The organism is Hydrogenophaga sp. FG152, assembly GCF_057809615.1.
Genome location: NZ_JBMDKH010000009.1, coordinates 1 through 26,883 on the forward strand (window position 1 = coordinate 1; position 26,883 = coordinate 26,883).

General features: G+C 65.7%; 29 protein-coding genes. 24 read left to right on the forward strand and 5 right to left on the reverse strand.

The annotated features are described in order from the left end of the window. Nucleotides 1–59: 59 nt before the first annotated feature. The gene (locus ACODTB_RS12280) at nucleotides 60–623 is read right to left on the reverse strand and encodes an energy transducer TonB (RefSeq protein WP_291121981.1); all 564 of its coding nucleotides are present in this window, start codon (nucleotides 621–623) and stop codon (nucleotides 60–62) included. Between the two features lie 174 nt (nucleotides 624–797). On the opposite strand from ACODTB_RS12280, the gene xdhC reads away from it, so the two are divergent. The 7 genes from xdhC to ACODTB_RS12315 all read left to right on the forward strand — a co-directional run bounded on the left by xdhC (nucleotide 798) and on the right by ACODTB_RS12315 (nucleotide 7,060). Next, on the forward strand, nucleotides 798–1,649 hold the full coding sequence (gene xdhC, locus ACODTB_RS12285) for a xanthine dehydrogenase accessory protein XdhC (RefSeq protein ID WP_291121979.1): 852 nt from the start codon (nucleotides 798–800) through the stop codon (nucleotides 1,647–1,649). 139 nt (nucleotides 1,650–1,788) lie between these two features. Beyond that, the gene (locus tag ACODTB_RS12290) at nucleotides 1,789–2,985 is read left to right on the forward strand and encodes a urate hydroxylase PuuD (RefSeq protein ID WP_291121978.1); all 1,197 of its coding nucleotides are present in this window, start codon (nucleotides 1,789–1,791) and stop codon (nucleotides 2,983–2,985) included. An 81-nt stretch (nucleotides 2,986–3,066) separates the two neighbouring features. Further along, complete coding sequence (locus ACODTB_RS12295) at nucleotides 3,067–4,173, forward strand: S-(hydroxymethyl)glutathione dehydrogenase/class III alcohol dehydrogenase (protein ID WP_382321241.1); 1,107 nt, start codon at nucleotides 3,067–3,069, stop codon at nucleotides 4,171–4,173. Further along, complete coding sequence (fghA, locus tag ACODTB_RS12300) at nucleotides 4,173–5,015, forward strand: S-formylglutathione hydrolase (protein WP_488929367.1); 843 nt, start codon at nucleotides 4,173–4,175, stop codon at nucleotides 5,013–5,015. The genes ACODTB_RS12295 and fghA overlap by 1 nt, the downstream gene beginning before the upstream one ends. Before the next feature lie 4 nt (nucleotides 5,016–5,019). Beyond that, nucleotides 5,020–5,679: an HAD family hydrolase gene (locus ACODTB_RS12305; protein ID WP_291114382.1), complete on the forward strand. Its 660-nt coding sequence runs from the start codon at nucleotides 5,020–5,022 to the stop codon at nucleotides 5,677–5,679. A gap of 7 nt (nucleotides 5,680–5,686) precedes the next feature. Then, nucleotides 5,687–6,067, forward strand: a complete 381-nt coding sequence (locus ACODTB_RS12310; protein WP_291114379.1) for a Rieske (2Fe-2S) protein — start codon at nucleotides 5,687–5,689, stop codon at nucleotides 6,065–6,067. Nucleotides 6,068–6,079: 12 nt separating this feature from the next. After that, nucleotides 6,080–7,060: a S49 family peptidase gene (locus ACODTB_RS12315; RefSeq protein WP_291114376.1), complete on the forward strand. Its 981-nt coding sequence runs from the start codon at nucleotides 6,080–6,082 to the stop codon at nucleotides 7,058–7,060. A 16-nt stretch (nucleotides 7,061–7,076) separates the two neighbouring features. Here ACODTB_RS12315 and galE read toward each other — a convergent pair whose 3' ends face one another. Beyond that, the gene (gene galE / locus ACODTB_RS12320; protein WP_291114373.1) at nucleotides 7,077–8,108 is read right to left on the reverse strand and encodes a UDP-glucose 4-epimerase GalE; all 1,032 of its coding nucleotides are present in this window, start codon (nucleotides 8,106–8,108) and stop codon (nucleotides 7,077–7,079) included. A 4-nt stretch (nucleotides 8,109–8,112) separates the two neighbouring features. Further along, nucleotides 8,113–9,552 (reverse strand): mannose-1-phosphate guanylyltransferase/mannose-6-phosphate isomerase, encoded by a 1,440-nt coding sequence (locus tag ACODTB_RS12325; protein WP_291114370.1) that lies wholly within the window; start codon nucleotides 9,550–9,552, stop codon nucleotides 8,113–8,115. Nucleotides 9,553–9,687: 135 nt separating this feature from the next. On the opposite strand from ACODTB_RS12325, the gene galU reads away from it, so the two are divergent. Beyond that, complete coding sequence (gene galU / locus ACODTB_RS12330; RefSeq protein WP_291114367.1) at nucleotides 9,688–10,572, forward strand: UTP--glucose-1-phosphate uridylyltransferase GalU; 885 nt, start codon at nucleotides 9,688–9,690, stop codon at nucleotides 10,570–10,572. A gap of 9 nt (nucleotides 10,573–10,581) precedes the next feature. Here the strand turns inward: galU and ACODTB_RS12335 are convergent, their stop codons facing one another. Together ACODTB_RS12335 and ACODTB_RS12340 are read right to left on the reverse strand one after the other, a co-directional pair. Further along, entirely contained in the window at nucleotides 10,582–11,385 is an 804-nt protein-coding gene (locus tag ACODTB_RS12335; RefSeq protein WP_291114365.1) for an SAM-dependent methyltransferase, read from the reverse strand. Next, nucleotides 11,382–11,996: a Maf family protein gene (locus tag ACODTB_RS12340; RefSeq protein WP_291114362.1), complete on the reverse strand. Its 615-nt coding sequence runs from the start codon at nucleotides 11,994–11,996 to the stop codon at nucleotides 11,382–11,384. Before ACODTB_RS12340 ends, ACODTB_RS12335 begins: the two co-directional genes overlap by 4 nt. Before the next feature lie 36 nt (nucleotides 11,997–12,032). Between ACODTB_RS12340 and ACODTB_RS12345 the strand changes: the two genes are divergently transcribed. The 16 genes from ACODTB_RS12345 (at nucleotide 12,033) to ACODTB_RS12420 (ending at nucleotide 26,855) form a co-directional block, all read left to right on the forward strand. Further along, on the forward strand, nucleotides 12,033–12,593 hold the full coding sequence (locus tag ACODTB_RS12345) for a YceD family protein (RefSeq protein WP_291114359.1): 561 nt from the start codon (nucleotides 12,033–12,035) through the stop codon (nucleotides 12,591–12,593). A 186-nt stretch (nucleotides 12,594–12,779) separates the two neighbouring features. Continuing rightward, nucleotides 12,780–12,962: a 50S ribosomal protein L32 gene (gene rpmF / locus ACODTB_RS12350; RefSeq protein ID WP_005794249.1), complete on the forward strand. Its 183-nt coding sequence runs from the start codon at nucleotides 12,780–12,782 to the stop codon at nucleotides 12,960–12,962. A gap of 133 nt (nucleotides 12,963–13,095) precedes the next feature. Then, nucleotides 13,096–14,157 carry a phosphate acyltransferase PlsX gene (gene plsX, locus ACODTB_RS12355; protein WP_291114260.1) on the forward strand — a complete coding sequence of 354 codons (1,062 nt, stop codon included), beginning with the start codon at nucleotides 13,096–13,098 and terminating at the stop codon, nucleotides 14,155–14,157. 19 nt (nucleotides 14,158–14,176) lie between these two features. After that, on the forward strand, nucleotides 14,177–15,154 hold the full coding sequence (locus tag ACODTB_RS12360) for a beta-ketoacyl-ACP synthase III (protein ID WP_291114257.1): 978 nt from the start codon (nucleotides 14,177–14,179) through the stop codon (nucleotides 15,152–15,154). Between the two features lie 39 nt (nucleotides 15,155–15,193). After that, nucleotides 15,194–16,144, forward strand: coding sequence for an ACP S-malonyltransferase (gene fabD, locus ACODTB_RS12365; protein ID WP_291114254.1), 951 nt, complete (start codon nucleotides 15,194–15,196; stop codon nucleotides 16,142–16,144). Nucleotides 16,145–16,160: 16 nt separating this feature from the next. Beyond that, complete coding sequence (gene fabG, locus ACODTB_RS12370) at nucleotides 16,161–16,922, forward strand: 3-oxoacyl-ACP reductase FabG (RefSeq protein ID WP_291114251.1); 762 nt, start codon at nucleotides 16,161–16,163, stop codon at nucleotides 16,920–16,922. Nucleotides 16,923–17,038: 116 nt separating this feature from the next. Continuing rightward, nucleotides 17,039–17,278, forward strand: a complete 240-nt coding sequence (gene acpP, locus ACODTB_RS12375) for an acyl carrier protein (RefSeq protein ID WP_066269448.1) — start codon at nucleotides 17,039–17,041, stop codon at nucleotides 17,276–17,278. 7 nt (nucleotides 17,279–17,285) lie between these two features. Continuing rightward, on the forward strand, nucleotides 17,286–18,530 hold the full coding sequence (gene fabF / locus ACODTB_RS12380) for a beta-ketoacyl-ACP synthase II (protein ID WP_291114245.1): 1,245 nt from the start codon (nucleotides 17,286–17,288) through the stop codon (nucleotides 18,528–18,530). A gap of 36 nt (nucleotides 18,531–18,566) precedes the next feature. Further along, the gene (locus ACODTB_RS12385; protein ID WP_291114241.1) at nucleotides 18,567–19,031 is read left to right on the forward strand and encodes a hypothetical protein; all 465 of its coding nucleotides are present in this window, start codon (nucleotides 18,567–18,569) and stop codon (nucleotides 19,029–19,031) included. Nucleotides 19,032–19,065: 34 nt separating this feature from the next. Further along, nucleotides 19,066–19,707 carry an RNA polymerase sigma factor RpoE gene (rpoE, locus tag ACODTB_RS12390; protein WP_291114238.1) on the forward strand — a complete coding sequence of 214 codons (642 nt, stop codon included), beginning with the start codon at nucleotides 19,066–19,068 and terminating at the stop codon, nucleotides 19,705–19,707. Between the two features lie 68 nt (nucleotides 19,708–19,775). Next, a complete protein-coding gene (locus ACODTB_RS12395; protein WP_291114235.1) occupies nucleotides 19,776–20,483 on the forward strand; it encodes a sigma-E factor negative regulatory protein in 708 nt (235 codons plus the stop codon). 6 nt (nucleotides 20,484–20,489) lie between these two features. Continuing rightward, the gene (locus tag ACODTB_RS12400) at nucleotides 20,490–21,563 is read left to right on the forward strand and encodes a MucB/RseB C-terminal domain-containing protein (RefSeq protein WP_291114233.1); all 1,074 of its coding nucleotides are present in this window, start codon (nucleotides 20,490–20,492) and stop codon (nucleotides 21,561–21,563) included. 134 nt (nucleotides 21,564–21,697) lie between these two features. Next, a complete protein-coding gene (locus ACODTB_RS12405) occupies nucleotides 21,698–23,182 on the forward strand; it encodes a DegQ family serine endoprotease (protein ID WP_291114230.1) in 1,485 nt (494 codons plus the stop codon). A 508-nt stretch (nucleotides 23,183–23,690) separates the two neighbouring features. Next, a complete protein-coding gene (gene lepA, locus ACODTB_RS12410; protein WP_291114227.1) occupies nucleotides 23,691–25,499 on the forward strand; it encodes a translation elongation factor 4 in 1,809 nt (602 codons plus the stop codon). Between the two features lie 11 nt (nucleotides 25,500–25,510). Further along, nucleotides 25,511–26,476 (forward strand): signal peptidase I, encoded by a 966-nt coding sequence (gene lepB, locus ACODTB_RS12415; protein WP_291114224.1) that lies wholly within the window; start codon nucleotides 25,511–25,513, stop codon nucleotides 26,474–26,476. A gap of 31 nt (nucleotides 26,477–26,507) precedes the next feature. Continuing rightward, on the forward strand, nucleotides 26,508–26,855 hold the full coding sequence (locus ACODTB_RS12420; RefSeq protein WP_291114221.1) for a DUF4845 domain-containing protein: 348 nt from the start codon (nucleotides 26,508–26,510) through the stop codon (nucleotides 26,853–26,855). Nucleotides 26,856–26,883: the final 28 nt, after the last annotated feature.

The window sequence follows — 26,883 nt, forward strand, 5'->3', positions numbered from 1 at the left end:
GCCGGATCAGCCCCCTTGGGGGGCAGCGACCCGCGCAGCGGCGGAGCGTGGGGGCGTCGTCACTTGTCGCGCTGGCCTTCGGTCAGCGTGTCGAGCTGGAATTTGCCGCTCTTGTCCCACAGCCAGACCTCGGTGTAGGTCACGCTGCCCATGCGCACGGGGGCGGGGAAGGGGGCGGCGGCGCGCACGGTGCGCTCGATCTCGCGCATCACGTCGGGCACATGGCTGGGCGCGCGCATCCAGTTGATGTTCTGCACATTGCCGCGGCCGTCGACCTGCACCTGCAACACGCCCACGGCGTGCATCAGCGGCGGCAGCTGGCCCTTGTAAATTCGGTGGGCATTGCGTTCGTAGATGTGGCGCGCGCCGTCCTTGCGGTAGTCGTGCGGCGAGGCGGCCTGTGAAATGAAGGCGGGTGCGGGCAGGGTGCTCACGGGCGGCGGTGGTGCGGGCACGGGCGCCGGCGGTGGGGGCGGAGGCGGCGGCGGCGGTGGGGGCAGCGGCGCGGCACACGCGGCCAGCAAGGCGGCGGTGCACAGGCCGAGCCAGCCCCAGGACGAGCGGGGCTGGTCGGCGGCGTCCGCGCGCGTGGCCGGACGGGGAGCGGGGGTGATGTCTCTCATGGTGGCTGACCTGCAAAGGGATCGGGGGTCGGGCGGGGTCTTCGGCTGGACCATATGGCGGGGCGGATGAAGTGTATGGGCGTTTCGACAGGACGTGGGTACAGTAGAGGCGGATACTGGGTGACCTCGATCGCGATCGCGTGTCCATCCTCTTTTCTGACGTCGGCGCCACAGATGCTCTCAGACCTCGATGCCTTTTTATTGCGCCTGGCGACGGAGCGCGCCGTGCTGGTGACGGTCGGCGCGACGCGCGGATCCGTGCCGCGCGAAACCGGTGCGTGGATGGCGGTGTTCGCGGGCGCGGCGGGTGGCGCGGTCGGCACCATCGGTGGCGGGCACCTGGAGTGGGATGCGATGCGGTATGCGCGCGAGGCGCTGGGGCGCGGGGCCAGCGAGCGGCCTGCCGCCTGGTCGCAGGCGGTCACCCTGGGCCCCAGCCTGGGCCAGTGCTGCGGCGGGGCCCTGGTGCTGCAATTCGAACTGGTGGAGGCCTCCAGCCGCGAGGCGCTGCGCCAGCGCCTGACCCTTGGCCATGCGCCGCTGGCGCTGTTTGGCGGAGGTCACGTGGGCCGCGCCCTGGTGCAGGCGCTGGCGCCGCTGCCGTTCGATGTGACGTGGATCGACAGCCGGGACGAGGTGTTTCCGCACGACCTGCCGATCGGGGTGCGCACCGAGTACTCCGAACCGGTGCAGCTCGCGGTGCGCGACCTGGCGCCGCGCTCCAGCGTGCTGATCATGAGCTTCTCGCACGCCGAAGACCTCGACATCGTGGCGGCTTGTCTGCAACGGCAACGGCAGCACGAGGATCTGGGCTTCGTGGGGCTGATCGGCAGCAAGACCAAGTGGGCGACCTTCCAGCGCCGCCTGCGCCAGCGCGGTTTCAGCGAGGCGGAGCTGGCGAGCATCACCTGCCCCATCGGCCTGCCGGGCATCCAGGGCAAGGCGCCGGCCGTGATCGCCGCCTCTGTGGTGGCGCAGTTGTTGCTTGTCTGCGAAACCACGGCCGATGCGCGCATGACCTCTTGAATGTTCTCAAAAAGTGTATACACTTTGGCCGACCGGTCGCAGCGGAGCGGGTGTTCCCACAACACTCAAACGCGGCCCTCAGACGACTCAGAGCGCCCGCGGTGGTGAGTCGCAAGCCCTGACCTTGCCTTGAGGTGCCATGGAAACTTACCTGCTCGACTGGGCCAATCTGCTGCTTCGCTGGCTGCACGTCATCGTGGCCATTGCCTGGATTGGCTCATCTTTCTATTTCGTCTTTCTTGACAGCAGCCTCACCCCGCCAGAGGACGAGCAGCTCAAGAAGGACGGTGTCAGTGGCGAACTCTGGGCCCTGCACGGCGGCGGCTTCTACCACCCGGTGAAGTTCGCGGTCTCCCCGCCCAAGCTGCCCGACCACCTGCACTGGTTCTACTGGGAGAGCTATTCCACCTGGCTCTCGGGCTTCGCGCTGTTCCTCATCTCGTATCTCTGGAGCCCGAGCGTCTACCTGATCGACCCGAAGGTGTTCGAGTGGTCGCCGGCCGCGGCGATCGCCACCGCACTGGGTTTCCTGGTGGTGTTCTGGCTGCTGTACGACGCGATCTGCCGCACGCTGGGCCAGAAGGAGAACGGCGACGCCAAGGTGGGCGCGCTGGTGCTGGTGCTGGTGTGCGTGGCGGCCTGGCTGGCCACGCAGCTGTTCGCCGGGCGCGCGGCCTTCCTGCTGGTGGGCGCGATGATTGCCACCGCCATGAGCGCCAACGTGTTCTTCTGGATCATCCCGGGCCAGCGCACGGTGGTGGCCGATCTCAAGGCCGGCCGGCCGGTCGATCCCATCCACGGCAAGCGCGGCAAGCAGCGCAGCGTGCACAACACCTACTTCACGCTGCCGGTGGTGTTCGCGATGCTGAGCAACCACTACAGCTTCACCTACACGCACCCGCAGAACTGGCTGATCCTCATCGGCATGATGTTCGCCGGCGCGGCGATCCGCCAGTTCTTCGTCATGCGCCACGGTTACAAGCTGGGCCGCAACAAGCACCCCTGGCCCTATGCGGTGGCTGGCGTGGTGGCGCTGATTGCGCTGATCGTCTGGCTCAAGCCGGCGCCCGTGCAGGCGGTGGCGGTGCCCGCCACCGTGAGCTATGCACAGGTCAAGCCGGTGATCGACCAGCGTTGCGTGATGTGCCATGGCGAGGCGCTGCAGTCCAAGAACGTGCGGCTGGACACGCCCGATGCGCTCAAGCAGCACGCGCAGGCGGTGTATCAGCAGGCGGTGGTCACGCGGCTGATGCCAATGAACAACGCCACCGGCCTGACCGAAGAGGAGCGTGCCCTCATCGGCCAATGGTTCAAGGGCGGGGCCAAGACGGAGTGAAGGATGGGCGCTGTGCGCCGGAGGGCATGTGATCTGCGGTAACCTCGTGACCGATTTCACAACCTCCGAGCAGAGCACACCATGAAGACGCAAGCCGCCGTGGCCTGGAAAGCAGGCCAGCCCCTGACCATTGAAACCGTGGACCTGGAAGGTCCGAAATTCGGCGAAGTGCTGGTCGAGATCAAGGCCACGGGCATCTGCCACACCGACTATTACACGCTCTCGGGCGCGGACCCCGAAGGCATCTTTCCGGCCATCCTCGGCCACGAAGGGGCGGGCATCGTGGTCGACGTGGGCCCTGGCGTGACCACGCTGAAGAAGGGCGACCACGTTATCCCGCTGTACACGCCCGAGTGCCGCCAGTGCAAGTTCTGCCTGAGCCGCAAGACCAACCTGTGCCAGCTGATCCGCGGCACGCAGGGCAAGGGCCTGATGCCCGATGCCACCAGCCGCTTCAGCCTGGACGGCAAGCCCATCTTCCACTACATGGGCACCAGCACCTTCAGCAACTACACCGTGGCGCCCGAGATCTCGCTGGCCAAGATCCGTGAGGACGCCCCCTTCGACAAGGTCTGCTACATCGGCTGCGGCGTGACCACCGGCATCGGCGCGGTGATCTTCACCGCCAAGGTGGAGGCGGGCGCCAACGTGGTGGTGTTCGGCCTGGGTGGCATTGGCCTGAACGTGATCCAGGGCGCGAAGATGGTGGGCGCGGACAAGATCATCGGCGTGGACCTCAACCCCGCCCGCCAGGAGATGGCGCGCAAGTTCGGCATGACGCACTTCATCAATCCGAAGGAGGTGGAGAACGTGGTCGATGCCATCGTGCAGCTCACCGACGGCGGGGCCGACTACAGCTTCGAGTGCATCGGCAACACGCAGGTGATGCGGCAGGCGCTGGAGTGCACGCACAAGGGCTGGGGCCGCAGCATCATCATCGGCGTGGCCGAGGCCGGTGCCGAGATCAGCACGCGCCCGTTCCAGCTGGTCACCGGCCGCAAATGGGAAGGCTCGGCCTTTGGTGGCGCAAGGGGCCGCACCGATGTGCCCAAGATTGTGGACTGGTACATGGACGGCAAGATCAACATCGACGACCTGATCACCCACAAGCTCAAGCTGGCCGACATCAACGAGGGCTTCGCGCTGATGAAGCGCGGCGAGTCCATCCGCGCCGTCGTGGAGTTCTGATGGCGCTGGAGACCTTGAGCGAGCACCGCTGCTTCGGTGGCGTGCAGGGCTTTTACCGCCATGCCTCGGCCGGGATCGGCCTGCCCATGAAGTTCGGCGTGTTCGTGCCGCCGCAGGCGGCACAGGGCCCGGTGCCGGTGCTGTTCTACCTGGCGGGGCTGACCTGCACCGAGGAGACTTTCGCCATCAAGGCCGGCGCGCAGCGCGTGGCGGCCGAGCTGGGCCTGATGCTGGTCTCGCCCGACACCAGCCCGCGCGACACCGGCATCGAAGGCGCGAGCGCGGCCTGGGACTTCGGCCACGGCGCAGGCTTCTACCTCGATGCCACGCAAGCGCCCTGGGCGACGCACTTCCGGATGGAAAGCTGGGTCACGAAGGAGCTGCGCGAGCTCGTGCTGTCGCAATTTCCCGCGCGGGACGACCGCGTCGGCCTCTTTGGTCACTCCATGGGTGGCCACGGAGCGCTCACGCTGGCCCTGCGCCACCCCGGGCTGTACCAGAGCGTGTCGGCGTTTGCGCCGATCGCCGCGCCCACGCAATGCCCGTGGGGCGAGAAGGCGTTCGGTGGCTACCTGGGTCACGACCGCGCCACCTGGGCCCCGCACGACGCCACCGAACTCGTGAAGGCCGGGCGCAAGGCGCCGCCCTTGCTGATCGACCAGGGGCTGGCGGACAATTTCCTGGCCGCCCAGCTGCACCCCCACCTGTTCGAGGCGGCCTGCGCGCAGGCCGGCCAGCCGCTCACGCTGCGCCGGCACGAGGGGTATGACCACGGTTATTACTTCATCGCCAGCTTCATCGAAGACCACTTGCGCCACCATGCGCAAACCCTCTGTGCCTGACCCCATGCGCCCGCGCCAATTCGATCTCATCGCCTTCGACTGGGACGGCACCCTGTTCGATTCCACCGCGCTCATCACCCGCTGCATCCAGTCGGCGGTGGTGGATGTCGGAGGCGCGCCGCCCACCCGCGAGGCGGCCAGCTACGTGATCGGCATGGGCCTCATGCAGGCCCTGGCCCACGCCGCGCCCGATGTGCCGCCCGACCGCTACCCCCAGCTCGGCCAGCGCTACCGCCATCACTACATGGCCGCGCAACACGAGCTCAGCCTGTTCGAAGGGGTGTTGCCGCTGCTGGCTGAACTCAAAGGCCGCCACCACTGGTTGACGGTGGCTACCGGCAAGAGCCGCGCAGGTCTCAACGAGGTGCTGCACACGGTGGAGCTGCAGGGCGTGTTCGATGGCTCGCGCACCGCCGACGAGACCGCGGGCAAGCCCAACCCCCGCATGTTGCACGAACTGATGCGCGAGTTCGGCGTGGCGCCCGAGCGCACCCTGATGATCGGCGACACCACGCACGACCTGCAGATGGCGGTCAACGCCGGCTGCGCGAGCGTGGGCGTGAGCTACGGCGCGCACGAGCCGACCAGCTTCGCGGTGCTCAACCCCTTGCACGTGGCGCACTCGGTGCGCGAACTGCACGACTGGCTGAACGCCCACGCTTGAGCCGGTCATGAGCATCCCCTCCGACGATCCGGTCTACGCGCTGTGCAACAGCCGGGATCTGGTCGATGGGGGGCGTGCCGTGTCGTTCGACGTGGTGTACGCAGGCCAGACCTGCCGCGCGTTCGCGATCCGCTACCGCGGCCAGCCGCACGCCTACCTGAACCGCTGCACCCACGTGGCGATGGAAATGGACTGGCAGCCCGATCGGTTTTTCGACGACAGCGGCCGCTGGTTGCTGTGCGCCACACACGGCGCGGTGTACGAGCCCGACACCGGCGCCTGCCAGGGTGGGCCATGCCGGGGCGGGCTGGTCAAGATCGAGCTGGTGGAGCACGACGGGGTGGTCCACTGGCGGTCACAATACCACCTCAAACCCCTTGAATTCTGAGAACCTTCGACCATGAACGACGATTTCCCCGGCCCGTCCGCCAACGCCTCCAGCGACCGCACGCCGGGCGTGGCCTGGGAGCGCGCCACCCTGGAAAAACTGGTTTTCGCGACCATCCGCGAGCAGCAGTCCGCGCGCCGCTGGAAGATGTTCGGCCGGCTGCTCTGGCTGGCGGTGTTCGGCGCCATTGCCTGGTTCGCCTACACCAGCAACACCACCACCACGGTGAGCACCCCGCACACGGCGGTGGTGGACATCAAGGGTGAGATCGCCAGCGGGGCCGAAGCCAGCGCCGAATACGTGGTGGCCTCGCTGCGCTCCGCGTTCGAGGACGAGGGCGCGCAGGCAGTGGTGCTGCTGATCAACTCACCCGGCGGCAGCCCGGTGCAGGCTGGCATCATCAACGACGAGATCACCCGCCTCAAAGGCCTGCACGGCAAGAAGGTCTACGCGGTGGTGGAAGAGACCTGTGCCTCGGCCGCCTACTACATCGCCGCGGCAGCGGACGACATCTACGTGGACAAGGCCAGCCTGGTCGGCAGCATCGGCGTGCTGATGGACGGCTTCGGTTTCACCGGCCTGATGGACAAGCTCGGCATCGAGCGCCGCCTCATGACCGCTGGGGCCAACAAGGCCATGCTGGACCCGTTCAGCCCGCAGGACGAGGCGCAGAAGGCCTATATCCAGACCATGCTGGGCCAGATCCACGCCCAGTTCATCGAGGTGGTGAAAAAGGGCCGCGGCGATCGCCTGAAGGAGAACGGCGACACCTTCAGCGGCCTGGTGTGGAATGGCCAGCAGGCGGTGGCCCTCGGCCTGGCCGATGGCCTGGGCAACCTCGACTACGTGGCGCGCGAGATCGTCAAGGCCGAAGAGATCGTGGACTACACGCGCCGTGAGAACGTGGGCCTGCGCCTGGCCAAGCGCTTTGGCGCCAGCATGGGCGAAGGGATGTTCCTGGCGGCCCGTGCGGCCGGCGTGCAGCTGAAGTGAGGGCCCCGGGGCGGGTTCAGCCCTTGTAACCGTTGGGGTTGCCGCTCTGCCAGCGCCAGGCATCGGCGCACATCTGATCCAGCGTGTGCTTCGCCTGCCAGCCCAGCAGGCGCAGGGCCAGTGCCGGGTCGGCCCAGCACTGGGCCACGTCGCCCGCGCGGCGTGGGGCAATCTGGTAGGGCACCGGGCGACCGCTGGCCTGTTCGAAGGCGCGCACCACGTCCAGCACGCTGTGGCCGCTGCCCGTGCCCAGGTTCACTGTGAAGCTCTCGCCCCGGCTCAGCAGGGCCTTGATGGCAGCGACGTGGCCGGCGGCCAGGTCCTGCACGTGGATGTAGTCGCGCACACCCGTGCCATCCGGCGTGGGGTAGTCGTTGCCATACACGTTGAGGTGTTCGCGCTGGCCCACGGCCACCTGCGCCACGTAGGGCATCAGGTTGTTGGGAATGCCCGCCGGGTCTTCGCCGATCAGGCCACTGGGGTGGGCACCGACCGGGTTGAAATAGCGCAGCGTGCCCACGCGCCAGGCCGGACGGGCCGCGCACAGGGCGGTGAGCATGTCTTCGATGACCAGTTTGCTGTGGCCATAGGGGTTGGTGTGGCTGCGCGGGAAGTCTTCGGTGATGGGCACGGTGGCCGGATCGCCGTACACCGTCGCGCTGCTGGAAAACACCAGCGTGGGCGCGATCGAAGGGTCTTCCGCGTGCACGGTCTCCATGGCGCGCAGCAGGCTGACCGCGCCGCCGATGTTGTTGTGGAAATACTTCAGGGGCAGCGCCACGCTTTCGCCCACCGCCTTGTCGCCGGCGAAATGGATCACACCCACAGGGCGGTGGCGGCGCAACACGTCTTCCACCCAGGGCGTGTCCAGCACATCGCCTTCTTCGAACGGCATCGTCTGGCCTGTGATGCGCGCGAGGCGGTCCAGCACCACGGGGTGGCTGTTGGCGAAGTTGTCCAGCAACACCGGTTCAAAGCCGGCCTCGATGAGGGCCACGGCGGTGTGGCTTCCGATGTAGCCGGCGCCGCCGGTGAGCAGAACTTTCATTTTTTTACTTCTTGTTTGCGGGGTCGGGCTGGCGGCCGTAGATGTCCTCCAGCCGCACGATGTCGTCTTCACCGAGGTAGCTGCCCGACTGGACCTCGATCATTTCCAGCACCATCTTGCCGGGGTTGTGCAGCCGGTGCACTTCGCCAATGGGGATGTAGGTCGACTGGTTCTCCGACAGCAGGTACACCTCCTGCCCACGCGTGACTTCGGCCGTGCCCTTGACGATGATCCAGTGTTCGGCGCGATGGTGGTGTTTCTGCAGGCTGAGCGAGGCCCCCGGCTTCACACCGATGCGCTTGACCTGGAAGCGCTCGCCCATGTCGACGCTGTCGTACCAGCCCCAGGGGCGCGCCACGCGGCGGTGCATCGCGGCCTGCGGCACCTTGCGCTGCGAGAGGTGGGCCACCACGTCCTTCACTTGCTCGGCGTGGTCCCGCTGGGCCACCAGCAAGGCGTCGGGGGTATCGACGATCAGCAGGTCCTGTGTGCCCAGCGCCACCACGGTGCGGCCCGGCGCGTGGATGAAGGTGTTGCGCGCGTTCAATGCGTGGCCCTGCCCGGTGATGCGGTTGCCTTCGCCGTCGGCGTCGCTCAGTTCGGCCACCGCGTTCCAGCTGCCGACATCGCTCCACTGGCCCTGGAAGGGCACGACAGCCACATCGTCGTGCGGCTCCATCACCGCGTAGTCGATGCTCTGCGAGCGGCAGGCGAGGAAGGATTCGGCGTCGGGGCGAACGAACTGGATCTGGCCCACCCGGTCCTGCCGCGTCTGGCCCATGGCCTTTTCGCAGGCCTGCAGGATGTCGGCGGCGTGCTGGGCGAGCGCGGCCAGCAGCGTGCTGGCGCGCGCGAGAAAGATGCCCGCGTTCCACAGCACGTTGCCCTGCAGCAGCAAGGCCTGGGCGGCAGCCGGGGCGGGTTTTTCGATGAAACGGGCCACCCTGCGGCTGCCATCGGCGCGCTCATCGCCCTGCTGGATGTAGCCATAGGCGCTGCTCGGGAAGCTGGGCATCACGCCGAAGGTGACGATGGCACCTGCCTCGGCGGCCGGGACACCCTGGCGGATGGTCTGGGCGAAGGCCGAAGCATCGGGAATGTGGTGGTCGGAGGGGCAGAACAACAGCAGGGGATCGGCGTTGTCCTTCGAGCGGGCGAGCAGGGCGGCCAGCGCCATGGCCGCGGCGGTGTTGCGCGCCGCCGGTTCGAGCAGCACCTGCCCGGGCACGCTTTCCGCTTCGATCGCGTCGGCCACCAGGAAACGGTGGTCTTCGGCGGCCACGCAGATCACCGGGTTGTCGCACCAGGCCAGACGGTCCAGGGTCAGCTGCAGCAGGCTCTTGTCGCCCACCAGAGGCACGAACTGCTTGGGAAAACTCTGGCGGCTCAGAGGCCACAGACGGGTGCCGGAGCCTCCGCAAAGGATGACGGGGGTGATGCTCATGCCGGATGGGAGTGGGTTGAACCAGTGGGGGGGACCCCGCTTTCAATCCGCTGCAGTGTAGCCTTTCGATGGACGTCGGCGTGTGCGCCGTTAACATGGTGAGCCTTTCTTCACGAACATGCGAGCCAAACCAAGATGACGATCCGCAAAGCCGTATTTCCCGTGGGTGGCCTGGGCACCCGTTTCCTTCCGGCCACCAAGGCGATCCCCAAGGAGATGCTGCCGGTGGTGGACAAGCCGCTGATGCAGTACGCCGTGGAGGAGGCCTACGCCGCCGGCATCCGCGAAATGATCTTCGTGACCGGGCGCCACAAGCGCGCCATCGAGGATCACTTCGACACCGCCTACGAACTGGAGATGGAGCTGGAGGCCGCGGGCAAGTCCGCCCTGCTGGAATTGGTGCACTCCATCAAACCCGACGACATGGACTGCGTCTATGTGCGCCAGCCCCGGGCGCTGGGCCTGGGCCATGCGGTGCTCTGCGCCGAGCGCCTGGTGGGCAACGAGCCGTTCGCGGTGCTGCTGGCCGATGACCTGATGATGGGCCAGGACCAGGCGCAAGGCGGTGCCACCGTGCTGCAGCAGATGGTGCAGGCCTACGAGTCCAGCCCGGGCACGGTGCTCGCGGTGCAGGACGTGCCGCGCGCCGAGACGCGCCGCTACGGCGTCGTCGACGTGCACGGCGCCAACCAGGCGCTCGCCGAGGTGTTCGCGATGGTGGAGAAGCCGGCGCCGGACGTCGCCCCCTCGACCCTGGCCGTGGCCGGTCGCTACATCCTCACGCCGGCGGTGTTCGAGAGCATCCGCCAGCAACCTCGTGGCGCGGGGGGCGAAATCCAGCTCACCGACGGCATCGCGGCCCTGATCGGCAAGGAAAAGGTGCAGGCCTTCCGCTACGCCGGCAAGCGCTACGACTGTGGCAGCAAGGAAGGCTTTCTGGAGGCCACGATCGATCTGGCCTTGGCCAACACCGAACTCAGCGCTTCGGTGCGCGCGCACCTGAAGCGTCTGGGCGTCTGAGCCCGGACTTCAGCGGCCCAGCAGGAAGACGCAGGGCGCGTCCAGCGGCAACTCGCCGGACAGGGGCTGGGGGTTGCGCTTCCACTCCTGCACCAGCGCGCTGCGGCAGACCTGCTGCGGCAAGGTGAGTGCCCCGCACACGGCCAGGCGTGTGTGCGGATGCAGCGTTTGCAGCAGCGACTGCAAGAGGGCGGTGTTGCGGTAGGGCGTTTCGATGAGGATCTGCGTCTGCCCGGTCTTCAGGGCCAGGGCTTCCAGTTCCCGCAACCGTTTGGCGCGCTCGGTGGCGTCCTGGGGCACGTAGCCGACGAACGCGAAGCTCTGTCCATTCAGCCCGCTGGCGGCCAGCGCCAGCATGAGCGAGATGGGGCCGGTGAGCGGCACCACGCGCAGGCCCATCGCGTGCGCGGCGCGCACGATGGAGCTTCCGGGATCCGCGATGGCGGGCATGCCGGCTTCGCTGACGAGACCGATGTCGTGCCCGAGCAGGGCGGGGGCCAGCAGTTCACGGGCCTGTGCGTCGCCTTCGGCCTGCGGGGCATGGTCCCCCTTCTTGTGGGCCGCTCTGGGCAGCTCGGTGATCTGCTGCGCCTGCAGGGGTGCGGCCAGGCTGGCGAGGGCGTCCACCCGCTTGAGGAAGGCGCGCGTGCTCTTGGCGTTTTCGGTGATCCAGTGCGTCAGGCGCCGGGCGGTGCCCAGCGTTTCGGCGGGGAGCCACTCGGAGGGCGCCACGGGCGTGGCCTGCGCCACGCCGAAATCCAGGGGAGTGGGCACGAGATAGAGCGTGCCGCGTGATTCAGAGTGGGCGCTCACAACAACTTCACCCCCGCCGCGCGAATCAGCCGGCAGGTGCGGATCAGCGGAAGACCCACCAGGGCCGTCGGGTCGTCGTTGTCGATGCGCTCCAGCAGCGCGATGCCCAGGCCCTCGCTCTTGGCGCTGCCGGCGCAGTCGTAGGGTTGCTCCGCGCGCAGGTAGCGCTCGATTTCGCCGTCGCTCAGGTCGCGGAACACCACCCGCACCGCAGCGATGTCGCTGTGCTCGAAGCCCGAGGCCTGGCATACCACCGCCAGCGCGGTCTGGAACACCACGGTCTGGCCGCGCATGCGCCTCAGCTGGGCCACGGCCCGCTCGTGGGTGCCAGGCTTGCCAAGCGGTTCGCCAGCCAGGTCGGCGACCTGGTCGCTGCCGATCACCACGGCTTGGGGGTGTCGTTGCGCGACATTCCGGGCTTTTTCAATGGCCAGGCGAAGCGCCAGATCCGCCGGCTTTTCCCCGGCCCGGGGTGTTTCGTCCACGTTGGGGGCGATCGCTTCGAAGGGCACGCCCAGCCGGGACAGCAGTTCATGGCGGTACCGCGATGTGGAACCCAGAATGAGGGTGCGGGACGGGGTGTCGGATGACGGATCGGAAGCGGTGGTCATCCCGGTATTCTCCCCGCATTCTTTTACACTGCCCGGATGAAAGACACCCCCAAGACGGCCTGGAACCCTCGGCGCCTGGACGTGCGTGCCTTCGCCCAGGCGGCCGCCAGCCTGCAGGACGACGAGCCGCTTTCGGCATTCCCCCGCGTCCAGGCCGAAGCGGCCCTGGACGATGGCGCCACGCTCACGCCCGTGCGGTGGCGGGCACAGGGCGAAATGCGGCCGGCGGCCAGCGGCGGCACGCCCGATGTCTGGCTGCATTTGCAGGCCGATGCCCGGGTGCCGCTGACCTGCCAGCGCTGCCTCGCGCCCGTGGACACGCCCTTGACCGTGGACCGCTGGTTCCGTTTCGTGGCCGATGAGGCCACGGCCGAAGCCCAGGATGACGACTGCGAAGAGGACTTGCTGGCCCTGGAGCCCAGGCCCGATCTGCACGACGTGCTGGAGGATGAGCTGTTGATGGAACTGCCCCTGGTGCCCATGCACGACACCTGCCCTGAGCCGGTGTCCATGCGCACGGCGGGGGGCGGTGACGCTCCCGAGGCGGCGGCGCCCCGCAAGAACCCCTTTGCCGCACTGGCCAAGCTCAAAAAGTGAGCCTCTGGAGCGCCATGGCCTCAGGGCTGGCGGCATTGCCGCCTTCGGGCTATAATGCTTGGCTTTGCGCTGGTATCCATTCGCACGTTGACGTGCTCGGGTCAGGCGCGCAACCGGTTGAACGGAGCGATTTCAGGTCTCCGTTTGTGCCACTCCGTTTGACCCTACCGATTTCAGGAGCCCACCATGGCTGTTCAGCAAAACAAAAAGTCCCCCTCCAAGCGCGGCATGCACCGTTCGCACAATGCACTGAACGTTCCCGGCATCGCCGTGGAACCCACCACCGGCGAAACCCACCTGCGCCACCACATCAGCCCCAACGGCTTCTACCGTGGTCGCCAAGTGCTGAAAAACAAGTCCGAAGCCTGATGGCGGGCCGACACGGGCCTCGCCGCGGTGTCGCGAACGGGGTCCGGTTGGCCAGTGAGGCACAGGCCCGCATGCTGCATGCGGGCTTTTTTTGTTCTTGGGGTGCACAAAGCGCTCGATCCGGGGTGTTGTCATGATCACCATCGCTGTGGATTGCATGGGCGGGGATGTCGGGCCGGCCGTCACCATGCCTGCCTGCACGGCCTTTCTGGCTGCTCATCCCCAGGCGCAGCTTCTGCTCGTGGGCAAGCCCGAGGTGTTTCGTGCCTGGCCCCAACTGCTCAACAACGTGCGCTGCAAGGTGGTGCCGGCCAGTGAGGTCGTGACCATGGAGGATCCGGTGGAGGTGGCGCTTCGCCGCAAGAAGGACTCTTCGATGCGGGTGGCCATCAATCAGGTCAAGGACGGGGCTGCACAGGCTGCCGTCTCGGCCGGCAACACCGGGGCGCTCATGGCCATCGCCCGCTATGTGTTGAAGACCATGGATGGCATCGATCGCCCGGCCATCGCCACCCAGATGCCCAACGCCCGGGGTGGTGCGACCACGGTGCTCGACTTGGGCGCCAATGTCGATTGTTCGGCCGAGCACTTGCTGCAATTCGCCGTGATGGGCTCCGCTCTGGTGGCGGCGGTCACGGGTCGGCAGGAGCCGACGGTAGGCCTGCTCAACGTCGGTGAAGAAGTCATCAAAGGCAGCGAAGTCATCAAGCAAGCGGGCGTCCTGCTGCGAAATGCATCCAACACCGGCGATCTGAATTTCTTCGGAAACATCGAGGGCGACGACGTTTTCAAAGGCACGACGGACATCGTGGTCTGTGATGGTTTCGTCGGCAACGTGGCGCTCAAGGCCAGCGAGGGCCTGGCTTCGATGATCAGTGGCTTCATCCGGGAAGAGTTCTCGAAGAACATCTTTCGGAAAATGGCGGCCATCGTTGCCTATCCGGTTCTAAAGTCATTTAAAAATCGCGTTGATCACCGTAGGTACAACGGTGCGGCACTGCTTGGCCTGAAAGGGCTGGTGTTCAAGAGCCACGGATCGGCGGATGCCTTTGCCTTCGAACATGCGCTGAGCCGGGCTTATGATGCGGCCCACAACAAATTGCTGGACAACGTGCGGGAGCGCATCGCCCACGCCAAGCCGCTGATTGCTCCGGAGTCCGTGCCCAGCGAGCTCAAGAGCATTCCGACCCTTTGAAATTTCGCCTCTCACCCGCATGACACGCTACGCCCGCATCACCGGCACTGGCAGCAGCCTGCCGCCCCAGCGCCTGACCAATGCCGACATGGTCGAGTTGCTGGCACCGCGCGGCGTGGAAACGAGCGACGACTGGATCGTCGAACGCACCGGCATCCGGGCGCGTCACTTCGTGGCCGACGGGGTCTATGCCAGTGATCTGGCCGTCGAGGCCTGCCAACAAGCCTTGTCCGCGGCCCAGGTGGCGCCGGACGACATCGACCTGATCATCGTGGCGACGTCCACGCCGGACATGGTCTTTCCTTCGACCGCGACCATCGTGCAGCGCAAGCTGGGCATCGCCGGGTGCCCGGCCTTCGACGTGCAGGCCGTGTGCACGGGTTTCATCTACGCCCTGACCGTCGCGGATTCGTTGATCCGCTCGGGCACCTCGCGCAAGGCCCTGGTGGTCGGTACCGAGATATTCAGCCGCCTGCTCGATTTCAACGACCGCACCACCTGCGTGCTGTTTGGCGATGGTGCCGGTGCCGTGGTGCTGGAAGCCTCGGATACGCCGGGCATTCTCGCCACCGACATCCATGCAGACGGCAAGCACACGGGCATTCTGTGCGTGCCGGGCCACGTCTCCGGCGGGCAGATCCTCGGCGACCCGCTGCTCAAGATGGATGGCCAGGCGGTCTTCAAGCTGGCGGTGGGGGTGCTGGAAGACACCGCGCGGGCCACGTTGACCAAGGCCGGCAAGACCACGGAAGACATCGATTGGCTCATCCCGCACCAGGCGAACATCCGCATCATGCACAGCACGGCGCGCAAGCTCAAACTGCCGCTGGACAAGGTGGTTGTCACCGTTGACCAGCACGGAAACACCTCGGCGGCTTCCATTCCGTTGGCGCTGGACCACGCGGTGCGACAGGGACAAGTCAAAAAAGGCGACACGCTGATGCTCGAAGGCGTTGGTGGCGGATTCACCTGGGGCTCGGTGCTGCTCGATTTCTGAGCACCGCCTTCTCTGCTTTCGTCTGAACTGAATATCTCCATGAAGAATTTTGCGTTTGTGTTTCCGGGCCAGGGCTCTCAGGCCGTAGGCATGCTCGATGCGTGGGGTGATCACCCCGCCGTTCAGGAGACGCTGAAGGAAGCTTCGGATGCCATGGGTGAAGACCTGGGCAAGCTGATCCACGAAGGCCCGGCCGATGTGCTGGCCATGACCGTGAACACCCAGCCGGTGATGCTGGTGGCGGGCGTGGCGGCCTGGCGCGTCTGGCGCGCCGAAGGTGGCGCTTTGCCCATGGCGGTCGCCGGGCATTCGCTGGGCGAGTACTCCGCGTTGGTGGCTGCGGGGTCCTTGACCCTCGCACAGGCCGCTCCGCTGGTGCGCTTTCGTGCGCAGGCCATGCAGGATGCCGTGCCACCGGGCACGGGGGCGATGGCGGCCGTGCTGGGCCTGAGTGCCGCGGTTGTGGTCGCTGGCTGCCTGGAGGCACAGGCCAGTTTTGGCGCCGGCAGCGCCGAAGTGGTGGAAGCCGTGAACTACAACGATCCGGTGCAGACCGTCATCGCAGGCAGCAAGGCCGCCGTCGACAAGGCCTGCGAGGTGCTCAAGGCACAGGGTGCCAAGCGCACGCTGCCCTTGCCGGTGTCCGCGCCTTTCCACTCGAGCCTGATGAAGCCGGCCGCCGAGAAACTGAAGGAAAAGCTCGCCTCGACGCCGTTTGCAGTGCCGCAGATTCCCGTGGTCAACAACATCGATGTCGCGGTGGAGTCCGACCCCGATCGCATCCGCGAAGCCCTGTACCGGCAAGCTTTCGGGCCGGTGCGCTGGGTCGAGTGCGTGGGTGCGATCAAGGCCCGCGGCATCGACACCCTGGTCGAATGCGGGCCGCGCAAGGTGCTGGCCGCGATGGTCAAGCGCGTGGATCCGTCCTTGACCGGTGCGGCCCTGTTCGACCCCGCCACGCTGGCCGAGGTCAAGGCCTTGCTGGCCTGAAGTCTGGAGAACCCCCATGTCTGAAATCAAATTTGCGGGCCAGGTGGCCCTGGTCACGGGCGCTTCGCGGGGCATTGGCGCGGCCATCGCGCTGGAGCTGGCGGCGCGCGGCCTGATCGTGATCGGTACCGCGACCAGCGATGAAGGCGCGGCGCGCATCGGTGCGGCACTGTCGGCCGCGCCTGGCGCAGCCACCGGTTGCCGGGGCGCGAAGCTGGATGTGAATGACGCGGCTGCGGCCGAGGCTTTGATCGACGAGATCGTCAAGGCCCATGGCGGTCTGCAGGTGCTGGTGAACAACGCCGGCATCACGCGCGACATGTTGGCCATGCGCCTCAAGGACGATGACTGGGACGCGGTGCTGGACACCAACCTCAAGGCCGTCTTCCGTATGAGCCGGGCCGTCATCCGCCCGATGATGAAGCAGCGCTATGGCCGCATCGTCAGCATCACCAGCGTGGTGGGTGCGTCGGGCAACGCTGGCCAAGCCAACTACGCCGCTGCCAAGGCCGGCGTGGCGGGCATGACGCGCGCCCTCGCGCGCGAACTGGGCAGCCGCAACATCACGGTCAACTGTGTGGCACCGGGTTTCATCGAGACCGACATGACCGCGGCCTTGCCCGAAGAACAGCAAAAGGCCTTGTTGGGCCAGATCCCTCTGGGGCATCTGGGCAAGCCCTCCGACATCGCGCACGCCGTGGCTTACCTGAGCAGCCCTCAGGCGGCCTATGTCACGGGACAGGAACTGCACGTCAACGGCGGCATGTTCATGTCCTGATCCGGGGCATTCACTCTTTTTCCTCGCCGCGTCAGCCGCCCGGCGGGCCACCCGGGGTCACTTTCCCGGCACGGCTAAAATGGCGGACTGTATTTCAACCACCCTCAGAGGGACCTATGAGCGATATCGAAGCACGTGTTAAGAAAATCATTGCCGAACAACTCGGTGTGGAAGAGGGGCAGGTCACCAACGAAAAGGCCTTCGTGGCCGACCTGGGCGCCGATTCTCTGGACACGGTTGAACTGGTGATGGCGCTGGAAGACGAGTTCGGTATCGAAATTCCCGACGAAGAAGCCGAAAAGATCACCACGGTTCAGAAAGCCATCGACTACGCGTTGGCCAACCAGAAGGCCTGAAGCACAGATGAGCCGTCGCCGCGTCGTCGTGACCGGTCTGGGTTGCATCAGCCCCGTGGGCAACACGGTGGCCGATTCCTGGGCCAACCTCCTGGCCGGACAATCCGGCATTGATTTCATCACGAAGTTCGACGCGTCGAACTTCGCCTGCAAATTTGCAGGAGAGGTCAAGGGGTTCAACCTGGATGAGTACATCACCGCCAAGGAAGCGCGGACGATGGACACCTTCATCCATTACGGCGTGGCTGCGTCCATGCAGGCGGTGGCGGATTCGGGCCTCCTGACGGGCGACCAGCTTGGTGAGGAGCAGGCCACGCGCATCGGTTGCGTGATTGGCTCGGGCATCGGCGGTTTGCCGCTGATCGAGGACACGCACACCGAGCTGACCAACCGTGGTCCACGGCGCATCACGCCTTTTTTCGTGCCGGCCTCGATCATCAACATGATCTCGGGACACGTGTCGATGAAGTTCGGCTTCAAGGGGCCGAACATCGCCATCGTCACGGCCTGCACCACGGGCCTGCATTGCATCGGTGAGGCCGGCCGCATGATCGAGTACGGCGACGCCGACGTGATGATCGCCGGTGGTTCCGAAGCCACCGTGTCGCCGCTGGGCATTGGCGGTTTTGCCGCCATGCGCGCGCTGTCGACCCGCAACGACGATCCCAAGACCGCATCCCGTCCCTGGGACAAGGACCGCGATGGCTTTGTGCTGGGCGAGGGCGCGGGCGTGATGGTGCTCGAAGAGTACGAGCACGCCAAGGCACGCGGCGCGAAGATCTACGCCGAGTTGGCCGGTTTCGGCATGAGCGCCGATGCGGGTCACATGACGGCGCCCAACATGGACGGCCCACGCCGTGCGATGCTGGGGGCCTTGCGCAACGCGGGGGTCAACCCCGATCAGGTGGACTACCTGAATGCCCACGGCACCTCCACGCCGCTGGGTGACATCAACGAGACGAACGCCATCAAGGCGGCCCTGGGTGACCATGCCAGGAACATGGTGGTCAGCTCGACCAAGTCCATGACCGGCCACCTGCTGGGGGGCGCCGGTGGCATCGAGTCGGTGTTCACCGTGCTGTCGCTGCACCACCAGAAGGTGCCACCGACCATCAACATCTTCAACCAGGACCCGGAATGTGACCTGGACTACTGCGCCAACACGGCGCGGGACGTGAAGATCGACGTGGCCGTGAAAAACAACTTCGGTTTCGGCGGCACCAACGGAACGCTGGTTTTCCGGCGCGCCTGAACGCTCTGATCGCGCCTATCTTCACGAAGAAGCCGCATGCACAACGCCCCATCGGTGATGTTTCCGGTGGGGCGTTGTGGTTTGTATGGCGTCCTGCTCGCGCTTCTGGCCGTGCTGGGTGCCGCTGTCCTGGGCCTGTGGTATGGGCTCGATGCGACCCGCGGTGCAGCCTGGTCGGGGGTGTTGGGAGGCACGCTGTGGTCCATATGGGTGATGGGTGCCCTGTGGGTCTGGCGACGGTCTCCTGTGGGGCATCTGAAATGGAATGCGCTGGAAAGGCGCGATCCCGAAGCGCCTGCAGGTGTCTGGCACTGGTACAGCGAATCGTGCGCCGAGAGCGTGCCGTTGCAACGCGTGGAGCGGGTGATGGACTGGCAGGGCATTGTGCTGTTGCGCCTGCATTCCGCAGACGCGCCCGCGCGCTGGATCTGGGCGGAGCGTGGCCGCAATCCAGCGCTCTGGAACGACCTGCGCCGAGCGCTCATATCGGCCCGCGCATGAGCCGGCGAATGGCCTGGGTTATATTTCCGCGCGCATGACTCTCGAAGACCACACCGCTCCACCACCACCCGACAGCGACGTCATGCTGGTGCAGCGCACGCTCGCGGGGGAGCAGCGTGCCTTCGAGATGCTGGTCATCAAGTACCAGCGCCGTGTGGAGCGACTGATCGGGCGCATGGTCCGCGACACCGACCTGGTCCAGGACATTGCCCAGGAGACCTTCATCCGGGCGTACCGCGCGCTCGCTCAGTTCCGGGGTGATGCGCAGTTCTACACCTGGCTGTACCGCATTGCGGTCAATACGGCCAAAAAGCAGCTCATGGAACTCAAGCGCGATCCGCTGGTCTTCCAGTCTCAGATGAAATCCGGGGAAGACGATGAAACTTCCGCTCCGGAACGCGAACTAAATTCGGGAGTGGCCGACACCGAAACGCCCGAAGCGGTGCTGGCCAGCAAGGAAATCGCCGAGGCGGTCAACGCCGCCATGGAAGCGCTGCCCGAAGAGTTGCGCATGGCGATCACCCTGCGGGAAATCGAGGGCATGAGCTATGAAGAGATTGCCGCGGCGCTGGAATGCCCCATCGGCACAGTGCGATCCCGGATTTTCCGGGCGCGCGAGGCCATTTCAGGGCGCATCAAGCCGATGCTGGAGCGCCAGACGGGCAAACGCTGGTAGAAGAGGCGGGGCAGGCCGTTGAATGCTTGCCCATCGCCCCGCGAGTAGGGAAATTCAGGAAATTCATCATGAATGCCGCACAAGTCAATTTGAACCTTCGGCCTCAGAAAGAGATCGATCCCGTTGCCCCGGAGCAGGTTTTGTCCGCGCTGGTGGATGGTGAGCTCGATGCCGCGTTGCTCGACGGGCTGCTCGCAGCCGATGAAGGCCGCGCGGAGGTGTTCGCGAGTTGGCACAGCTACCAGGTGATCGGCGATGTCTTGCGTGGCAACCGTGTGGTGGCCACCGCCCAGGCGCCCAGCGACTTTCTGGCCGGTGTGCGTGAACGGCTGCGATCCGAGGCGGCGCCCGTGGCCCAGCCCGTGGGCGAGGGGCGGTTGCTCGTGCAAAACCCGCCCGCGGCGCTGGTGCAGGTGCCTGCGGCCAATGACGCGGTTTTCCGCTGGAAGATGGTGGCCGGGCTGGCCTCGCTGGCGGCCGTCATGGCCGTGAGCTGGACGGTGTTGAGCGGTGCGCCCTCGGGCTCGGGCGGTGCAGCGGGCCCTCAGCTGGCCTCGGCCCCGGTGCCAACGCAACAAGCTGCGGCACCCGTGGAGGTCAGCGCAGCGGTGGCTCCGTCCAACGCGGTGGTGGTGAACACCGGGCAAGGCCCCTTGATCCGCGACGCGCGTCTGGAAGAGTTGTTGGCCGAGCACCGCCAGAATGGTGGCATGTCGGCGCTTCAGATGCCCACCGGCTTCATCCGCAATGCCACCTACGACGCCGCAGGACGCTGAGGCACCATGGCGCTAGTCCTGACCCTGCCTTTTCGTGGTGATGTGAGCGTGCTGCGGTTTCAACATGGAAGGCCCGTCATCCGGCGCTGGGGTGCGGCCGCGCTTGTCGCCCTGGTTTCGGGTTTCATGGCGCCGGTGAACGCGCAGACTGCGCCTACCTCGGGCCATGTGCGAAGCGTCAACGAATGGCTGACGCGCATGCACGAAGCCTCGAACCAGCGCTCCTACATCGGTACCCTGGTGGTGTCCGCAGGGAGCTCCATGTCGGCCTCGAAGATCTGGCATGTATGCGATGGCTCGCAGCAGATGGAGCGGGTCGATACCCTGACTGGCGCGCCGCGAACGACCATTCGCCGCAACAAGGAGGTCATCACTTTCGTGCCGGAGGCGAAAACCGCGTTCGTCGAGAAACGCGATTCGCTGGGCATGTTCCCAGAGCTGCTGCGCACGCCGAGCAACCTGATCCCGCAGTTCTACAGCGCGCGGGAAGTGGGTGTGCAGCGGGTGGCCGGGCATCTGGCCGACATGGTGGAAATCCTGCCGCGCGACGACCTTCGCTTCGGCTACCGCATCTGGTCCGAGCGCCAGACGGGGCTGGTGGTGAAGTTGCAGACCCTGGGCGAGCAGGGTGCGGTGCTGGAGCAGGTGGCCTTCTCCGAGTTGCAGCTTGATGCCCCGGTGAGCATGGACAAGCTCTCGAAGCTCATGAAAGACACCCGAGGCTATGAAGTCCACAAGCCCACATTGAAAAAAACCACCGCCGAGGCGGAGGGCTGGCGTCTGAAAGAGCCGGTGCCTGGTTTCACCGCCATGAGCTGTCACACGCGCGAGACGCCCGGAGCCGCGGCGCAAGGTCCTGGTCAGGCCTCCATGCAGTGGGTGTTCTCGGATGGTCTGGCGTCGGTGTCCCTGTTTGTCGAGCCGTTCGATGCGCAGCGCCACACGCAGGAGACCTCCGCCACGGTGGGCGCCACGAATTCGGTCAATCGCCGGGTGGGCGACCATTGGTTGACCGTGATGGGTGAAGCGCCCGCGGCCACCTTGCGCCGATTCGCCATCGCCTTGGAGCGAACCCGGTAGATGTGTCGCCTGGCCGTCCGGAGATGGCCTGCTTCGCGTCGGTGGCCGGCCTTGTTGCCGGCGGCCTTTTGTTTTTCGGCATATCCTCTTTTTTTGCGTACCCGTAAAGGATTTCCATGACGCGCTCCCACACCATGCGAATCCCGCTCCTGAGCATGCTGACCACGGCCGCGTTGGTGGTGGGCGGCGCTGCAGGCTTGGCGGCCCCGTCCACCGCGGCAGCCCAGGTTCCCACCGTGCCACCGGCGGCCAGCGTGCGTGGGCTGCCTGATTTCACCGACCTCGTGGACCTTGTGGGGCCGTCGGTGGTCAACATCCGCACCCTGGAGCGCGCCAGCAAGGAAGGCCCAGGCGGCTCGGCGCCGGACGAGCAGATGCTGGAGTTTTTCCGCCGCTTCGGCATTCCCATTCCCCCCGGCATGACGCCGCGCGGCCCCCGCCAGGAGCGGCCACCGTCCGAAGAGGCACAACCCCGGGGCGTGGGCTCGGGTTTCATCCTGAGCGCGGATGGTCTCATCATGACGAACGCGCACGTGGTCGATGGCGCCGACGAACTCATCGTCACCCTGCCCGACAAGCGCGAGTTCAAGGCCAAGCTCGTGGGGGCGGACAAACGCACCGACGTGGCCGTGGTGAAGATCGAGGCATCGGGGTTGACGGCCGTCAAGATCGGCGACATCAATCGCCTGCGCGTCGGCGAATGGGTCATGGCCATCGGCTCCCCCTTCGGCCTGGAAAACACGGTCACCGCGGGCATCGTGAGTGCCAAGCAGCGCGACACGGGGGATTTCCTGCCGTTCATCCAGACCGACGTGGCCATCAACCCGGGCAACTCGGGCGGCCCGCTGATCAACATGCGCGGCGAGGTGGTGGGCATCAACAGCCAGATCTACTCCCGCTCGGGTGGTTTCCAGGGCATCTCGTTCGCGATCCCCATCGATGAGGCGGTGCGCGTCTCCGATCAGCTCCGGGCCACCGGGCGCGTGACGCGTGGCCGCATCGGCGTGCAGATCGATCAGGTGAGCAAGGACGTGGCCGAGTCCATCGGCCTGGGCCAGCCCAAGGGGGCGCTGGTGCGCGGGGTGGAGCCGAACTCGCCAGCGGCCAAGGCCGGCGTGGAGCCGGGCGACATCATCGTCAAGTTCGACGGCAAGGAGATCGACAAGTCCGTGGACTTGCCGCGCCTCGTGGGCAACACCAAGCCGGGCAACAAGAGCAGCATGACGGTGTTTCGCCGGGGCAGCCAGCGCGAGCTCTCGATCATCGTGGCCGAGCTCGAACCGGAGCGCCCGGAGGCCAAGGCCGCGGCACCAGAGCCGACCAAGCCACAGTCCAGCAATGCCCTGCAGGCGCTGGGCCTGAGCCTGGCCGAACTCACTGCGGCCGAGAAGAAGGAACTCAATGTCAAGGGCGGTGTGCGTGTGGCCTCGGCCGAGGGGCCCGCTGCGCGTGCGGGGCTGCGCGAAGGCGACGTGATCGTGGCGATCGCCAACACCGAGACCGCCAACGTGAAGGAAGTCGAAGCTGCTCTGGGCAAAATCGAGAAGAGCAAGCCGGTCAACGTGCTGTTCCGCCGCGGGGAGTGGGCCCAGTACGCGGTGATCCGCGCAGCACGCTGAGCCGCGTCCTCCGGCCAATAACCCCCTGTCCCGATTGGGATTGGGGGTTATTTTTTTCGGTGGCCGATTCGCCACACGGGGTTTTCCACAGTACGCGGCACCCAAAATTTTCTTTTTGTTAGTGAACGCTTACAATCCTTGTCGTTCTCATGACTGAATTCGCTAAAATAGCCCCTGTTCTGAACAGATTCCTGTGCCCATGCGCCACGTCGATCCACGATGTGGAAGTGCCGCAGGATGTTCCCAAGTCATCCACAGCTGCCTCACACGTTGTCCCGTTTTCCTGTGAATGAGCTGTGCATAACTTTGACGTTGCTGCGCTGCAACAGGGTAACGGTGGTGGTTCGGAGGTGTGCATTCCAGGCTTTTTGCCTACAATGAAACCCCAACTATCGCAGTTGCCATTGATTGTTGGTTACGGGCGCGTCAGCAGCTGACGCGCCCTTTTTTATGGCCGCCCGTTCCTGTGTGAACCCGCGGTTTTTCTCGTGCCTGAGCCGCTTTCCTGATGAATCACATCCGCAATTTTTCGATCATCGCGCACATCGACCATGGCAAGTCCACGCTCGCTGACCGCATCATTTCCCTGTGCGGGGGGCTGTCCGATCGTGAGATGAGCGAGCAGGTGCTCGACTCGATGGACATCGAGAAGGAGCGCGGCATCACCATCAAGGCGCAGACCGCCGCGCTGAGGTACAAGGCCCGCAACGGTCAGGTCTACAACCTCAATTTGATCGACACCCCGGGGCACGTGGACTTCTCTTACGAGGTGTCTCGTTCGCTCTCGGCTTGCGAAGGCGCGTTGCTGGTGGTCGATGCCAGCCAGGGGGTCGAGGCTCAGACCGTGGCCAACTGCTACACCGCGCTCGACCTGGGTGTGGAAGTGGTGCCGGTGCTCAACAAGATGGACCTGCCCAACGCCGACCCGGAGAACGCCAAGAGCGAGATCGAGGACGTGATCGGCATCGATGCCACCGATGCGATTCCCTGCTCGGCCAAGACCGGCATGGGCGTGGAGGACATCTTGGAAGCGGTGGTCGCGCGCATTCCGGCGCCCAAGGGGCGGCCCGATGCGCCGCTGCGCGCGATGATCGTGGACAGCTGGTACGACGCCTACGTGGGCGTGGTCATGCTGGTGCGCGTGGTCGACGGTCGCCTGCAGAAGGGCGAGCGCTTCAAGATGATGGCGACCAACACCGTCTACAACGCTGACAACCTCGGTGTGTTCACGCCAGCCAACGAGCCGCGCGAGGCCCTGGAAGCGGGGGAGGTGGGGTACATCATCGCCGGCATCAAGGAGCTGCAGGCGGCGAAGGTGGGCGACACCATCACTCTGGAGAAGAAGCTGCCCAACAACGCCGGCCCGGCCACCGAAGCCTTGCCGGGCTTCAAGGAAGTGCAGCCCCAGGTGTTCGCCGGTCTGTACCCGACCGAGGCCAACCAGTACGACGCCTTGCGCGATGCGTTGGAGAAGCTCAAGCTCAACGACGCGTCGCTGCACTACGAGCCGGAAGTGTCGCAGGCGCTGGGCTTCGGCTTCCGCTGCGGTTTCCTGGGCCTGCTGCACATGGAGATCGTGCAGGAGCGCCTGGAGCGCGAGTTCGACCAGGACCTCATCACCACCGCGCCCAGCGTGGTCTACCAGGTGGTCAAGCCCGATGGCGAAGTCCTGATGGTGGAGAACCCGTCCAAGATGCCCGACCAGGGCCGCATCGAGGAAATCCGCGAGCCCATCGTCACGGTGCATCTTTATATGCCCCAGGAGTACGTGGGCGCGGTCATGACGCTGGCCAACCAGAAGCGCGGTTTGCAGATCAACATGGCCTACCACGGCAAGCAGGTCATGCTGACCTACGACATGCCCTTGGGCGAGATCGTGCTGGACTTCTTCGACAAACTGAAATCGGTGAGCCGGGGCTATGCCTCCATGGACTACGAGTTCAAGGAGTACCGCGCCTCCGATGTGGTGAAGGTCGACATCCTGCTCAACGGCGAGAAGGTCGATGCCCTGTCCATCATCGTGCACCGCACCCAGGCCCAGTACCGGGGCCGGGCGGTGGCCGCGAAGATGCGTGAGATCATCAGCCGCCAGATGTTCGACGTGGCCATCCAGGCAGCCATCGGGGGCAATGTGATCGCCCGCGAAACCATCAAGGCGCTGCGCAAGAACGTGCTGGCAAAATGCTACGGCGGTGACATCACCCGCAAACGCAAACTTCTCGAAAAACAGAAAGCAGGCAAGAAGCGCATGAAACAGATCGGCTCGGTCGAAGTGCCCCAAGAGGCCTTTCTCGCCATTTTGCAGGTGCAGGACTGATGCCGGCGGCCATGGCATCGATCACCGCGGTGATCCTGGCGGCGTTTGCCGCTTACGCGGTCGCCTGGTACACCGGAGTGGTGGAAGGCAATTTCGCCGTGCTGCTGATGCTGGCAACGGCGGTGACAGGGGTCTACTGGATCGCCGAAAAGCTGATTTTCCTGCCCCGCCGCCGCCGTGCGGCGCAGCAATTGCTGCTCGAGCACAACACGCGCAAGGAAGCGCTGCTCAAGCAAGGCTTCACGCACATCGAAGGTGACGTGGACAACGCGCGGCAGAAGCTGCTGGCCCAGCCCTGGTGGCTGGACTGGACGGCTGGCCTGTTCCCCGTGATCCTGGCGGTCTTCGTCCTGCGCTCCTTTCTGTTCGAGCCCTTCAAGATACCGTCTGGCTCCATGATCCCCACCTTGCGCGTGGGCGATCTCATACTGGTGAACAAATTCCACTACGGAGTGCGCTTGCCGGTCTTCAACACCAAGATCATGGAGAATCACACCCCCCAACGGGGCGATGTGATGGTGTTCCGTTATCCGCCGCAACCCAGCCTGGACTACATCAAGCGGGTAATAGGGGTGCCGGGAGACGAAGTGGCCTACCTGAACAAGCAGCTCACGGTGAATGGCAAGCCGGTGCCGCGCGTGGCACAGCCCGAGTTCTTCGACAGCGAGACCATGCGCTATGCGCGCCAGTTCCGCGAGACCCTGGACGCGCGCAGCTACAACACCCTCAACGACGACGACCGTCCCGCCTTCATCCAGGGCACCACGGAGTTTCCCTTCAGCAACGCCTGCAAGTACACCGTCGAGGGCGTTACCTGCAAGGTGCCCCAGGGCCACTATTTCATGATGGGTGACAATCGCGACAACTCCCTGGACTCGCGGTACTGGGGCTTCGTGCCGGACGCGAACATCGTGGGCAAGGCCTTTTTTGTCTGGATGAACTTCGGGGACCTCGGCCGCATCGGGTCGTTCGAGTGAGCCTGCTGGTTGGTTTCAAGGGGATGAACACATGAAGCTGAAGCGACAACAACGGGGTTTGACCTTTTTCGGCCTGCTCATCGTCGGTGTCTTGCTGGCGTACACGGGTGTCATCCTCGCGCAGGTGGCTCCCACCTACATCGAGTACCTCGCCGTGAAGAAGGCCGTGGACAAGGCCGCCGCTGGCAGCACGGTGGCCGAGGTGCGCAGCATCTTCGACAAGGCGGCGCAGATCGACGACATCCGCGCCGTGGCTGGCAAGGACCTCACGGTGGGCAAGGAGGGCGATCGCGTCGTGGTCTCCTTCGCTTACGCGCGCGAAATCCCCCTGGTGGGGCCGGCGCACCTGGTGATGAAATACGAAGGTCGCTCGAAGTGAAGAACACGACGGACCGGCAGCGTCCCGG

Bases quoted from the DNA above. Each gene is read 5' to 3' on its own strand.
- galU (WP_291114367.1), top strand. From the start codon at position 9,688: ATGACGATCCGCAAAGCCGTATTTCCCGTGGGTGGCCTGGGCACCCGT.
- rpmF (WP_005794249.1), top strand. From the start codon at position 12,780: ATGGCTGTTCAGCAAAACAAAAAGTCCCCCTCCAAGCGCGGCATGCAC.
- ACODTB_RS12395 (WP_291114235.1), top strand. From the start codon at position 19,776: ATGAATGCCGCACAAGTCAATTTGAACCTTCGGCCTCAGAAAGAGATC.
- ACODTB_RS12405 (WP_291114230.1), top strand. From the start codon at position 21,698: ATGCGAATCCCGCTCCTGAGCATGCTGACCACGGCCGCGTTGGTGGTG.
- xdhC (WP_291121979.1), top strand. From the start codon at position 798: ATGCTCTCAGACCTCGATGCCTTTTTATTGCGCCTGGCGACGGAGCGC.
- ACODTB_RS12280 (WP_291121981.1), bottom strand. From the start codon at position 623: ATGAGAGACATCACCCCCGCTCCCCGTCCGGCCACGCGCGCGGACGCC.
- ACODTB_RS12420 (WP_291114221.1), top strand. From the start codon at position 26,508: ATGAAGCTGAAGCGACAACAACGGGGTTTGACCTTTTTCGGCCTGCTC.
- ACODTB_RS12325 (WP_291114370.1), bottom strand. From the start codon at position 9,552: ATGAGCATCACCCCCGTCATCCTTTGCGGAGGCTCCGGCACCCGTCTG.
- ACODTB_RS12295 (WP_382321241.1), top strand. From the start codon at position 3,067: ATGAAGACGCAAGCCGCCGTGGCCTGGAAAGCAGGCCAGCCCCTGACC.
- ACODTB_RS12310 (WP_291114379.1), top strand. From the start codon at position 5,687: ATGAGCATCCCCTCCGACGATCCGGTCTACGCGCTGTGCAACAGCCGG.
- ACODTB_RS12305 (WP_291114382.1), top strand. From the start codon at position 5,020: ATGCGCCCGCGCCAATTCGATCTCATCGCCTTCGACTGGGACGGCACC.
- acpP (WP_066269448.1), top strand. From the start codon at position 17,039: ATGAGCGATATCGAAGCACGTGTTAAGAAAATCATTGCCGAACAACTC.
- lepB (WP_291114224.1), top strand. From the start codon at position 25,511: ATGGCATCGATCACCGCGGTGATCCTGGCGGCGTTTGCCGCTTACGCG.
- fghA (WP_488929367.1), top strand. From the start codon at position 4,173: ATGGCGCTGGAGACCTTGAGCGAGCACCGCTGCTTCGGTGGCGTGCAG.
- galE (WP_291114373.1), bottom strand. From the start codon at position 8,108: ATGAAAGTTCTGCTCACCGGCGGCGCCGGCTACATCGGAAGCCACACC.
- fabF (WP_291114245.1), top strand. From the start codon at position 17,286: ATGAGCCGTCGCCGCGTCGTCGTGACCGGTCTGGGTTGCATCAGCCCC.
- ACODTB_RS12385 (WP_291114241.1), top strand. From the start codon at position 18,567: ATGCACAACGCCCCATCGGTGATGTTTCCGGTGGGGCGTTGTGGTTTG.
- lepA (WP_291114227.1), top strand. From the start codon at position 23,691: ATGAATCACATCCGCAATTTTTCGATCATCGCGCACATCGACCATGGC.
- ACODTB_RS12290 (WP_291121978.1), top strand. From the start codon at position 1,789: ATGGAAACTTACCTGCTCGACTGGGCCAATCTGCTGCTTCGCTGGCTG.
- fabD (WP_291114254.1), top strand. From the start codon at position 15,194: ATGAAGAATTTTGCGTTTGTGTTTCCGGGCCAGGGCTCTCAGGCCGTA.
- ACODTB_RS12400 (WP_291114233.1), top strand. From the start codon at position 20,490: ATGGCGCTAGTCCTGACCCTGCCTTTTCGTGGTGATGTGAGCGTGCTG.
- ACODTB_RS12360 (WP_291114257.1), top strand. From the start codon at position 14,177: ATGACACGCTACGCCCGCATCACCGGCACTGGCAGCAGCCTGCCGCCC.
- rpoE (WP_291114238.1), top strand. From the start codon at position 19,066: ATGACTCTCGAAGACCACACCGCTCCACCACCACCCGACAGCGACGTC.
- ACODTB_RS12345 (WP_291114359.1), top strand. From the start codon at position 12,033: ATGAAAGACACCCCCAAGACGGCCTGGAACCCTCGGCGCCTGGACGTG.
- ACODTB_RS12315 (WP_291114376.1), top strand. From the start codon at position 6,080: ATGAACGACGATTTCCCCGGCCCGTCCGCCAACGCCTCCAGCGACCGC.
- fabG (WP_291114251.1), top strand. From the start codon at position 16,161: ATGTCTGAAATCAAATTTGCGGGCCAGGTGGCCCTGGTCACGGGCGCT.
- plsX (WP_291114260.1), top strand. From the start codon at position 13,096: ATGATCACCATCGCTGTGGATTGCATGGGCGGGGATGTCGGGCCGGCC.
- ACODTB_RS12340 (WP_291114362.1), bottom strand. From the start codon at position 11,996: ATGACCACCGCTTCCGATCCGTCATCCGACACCCCGTCCCGCACCCTC.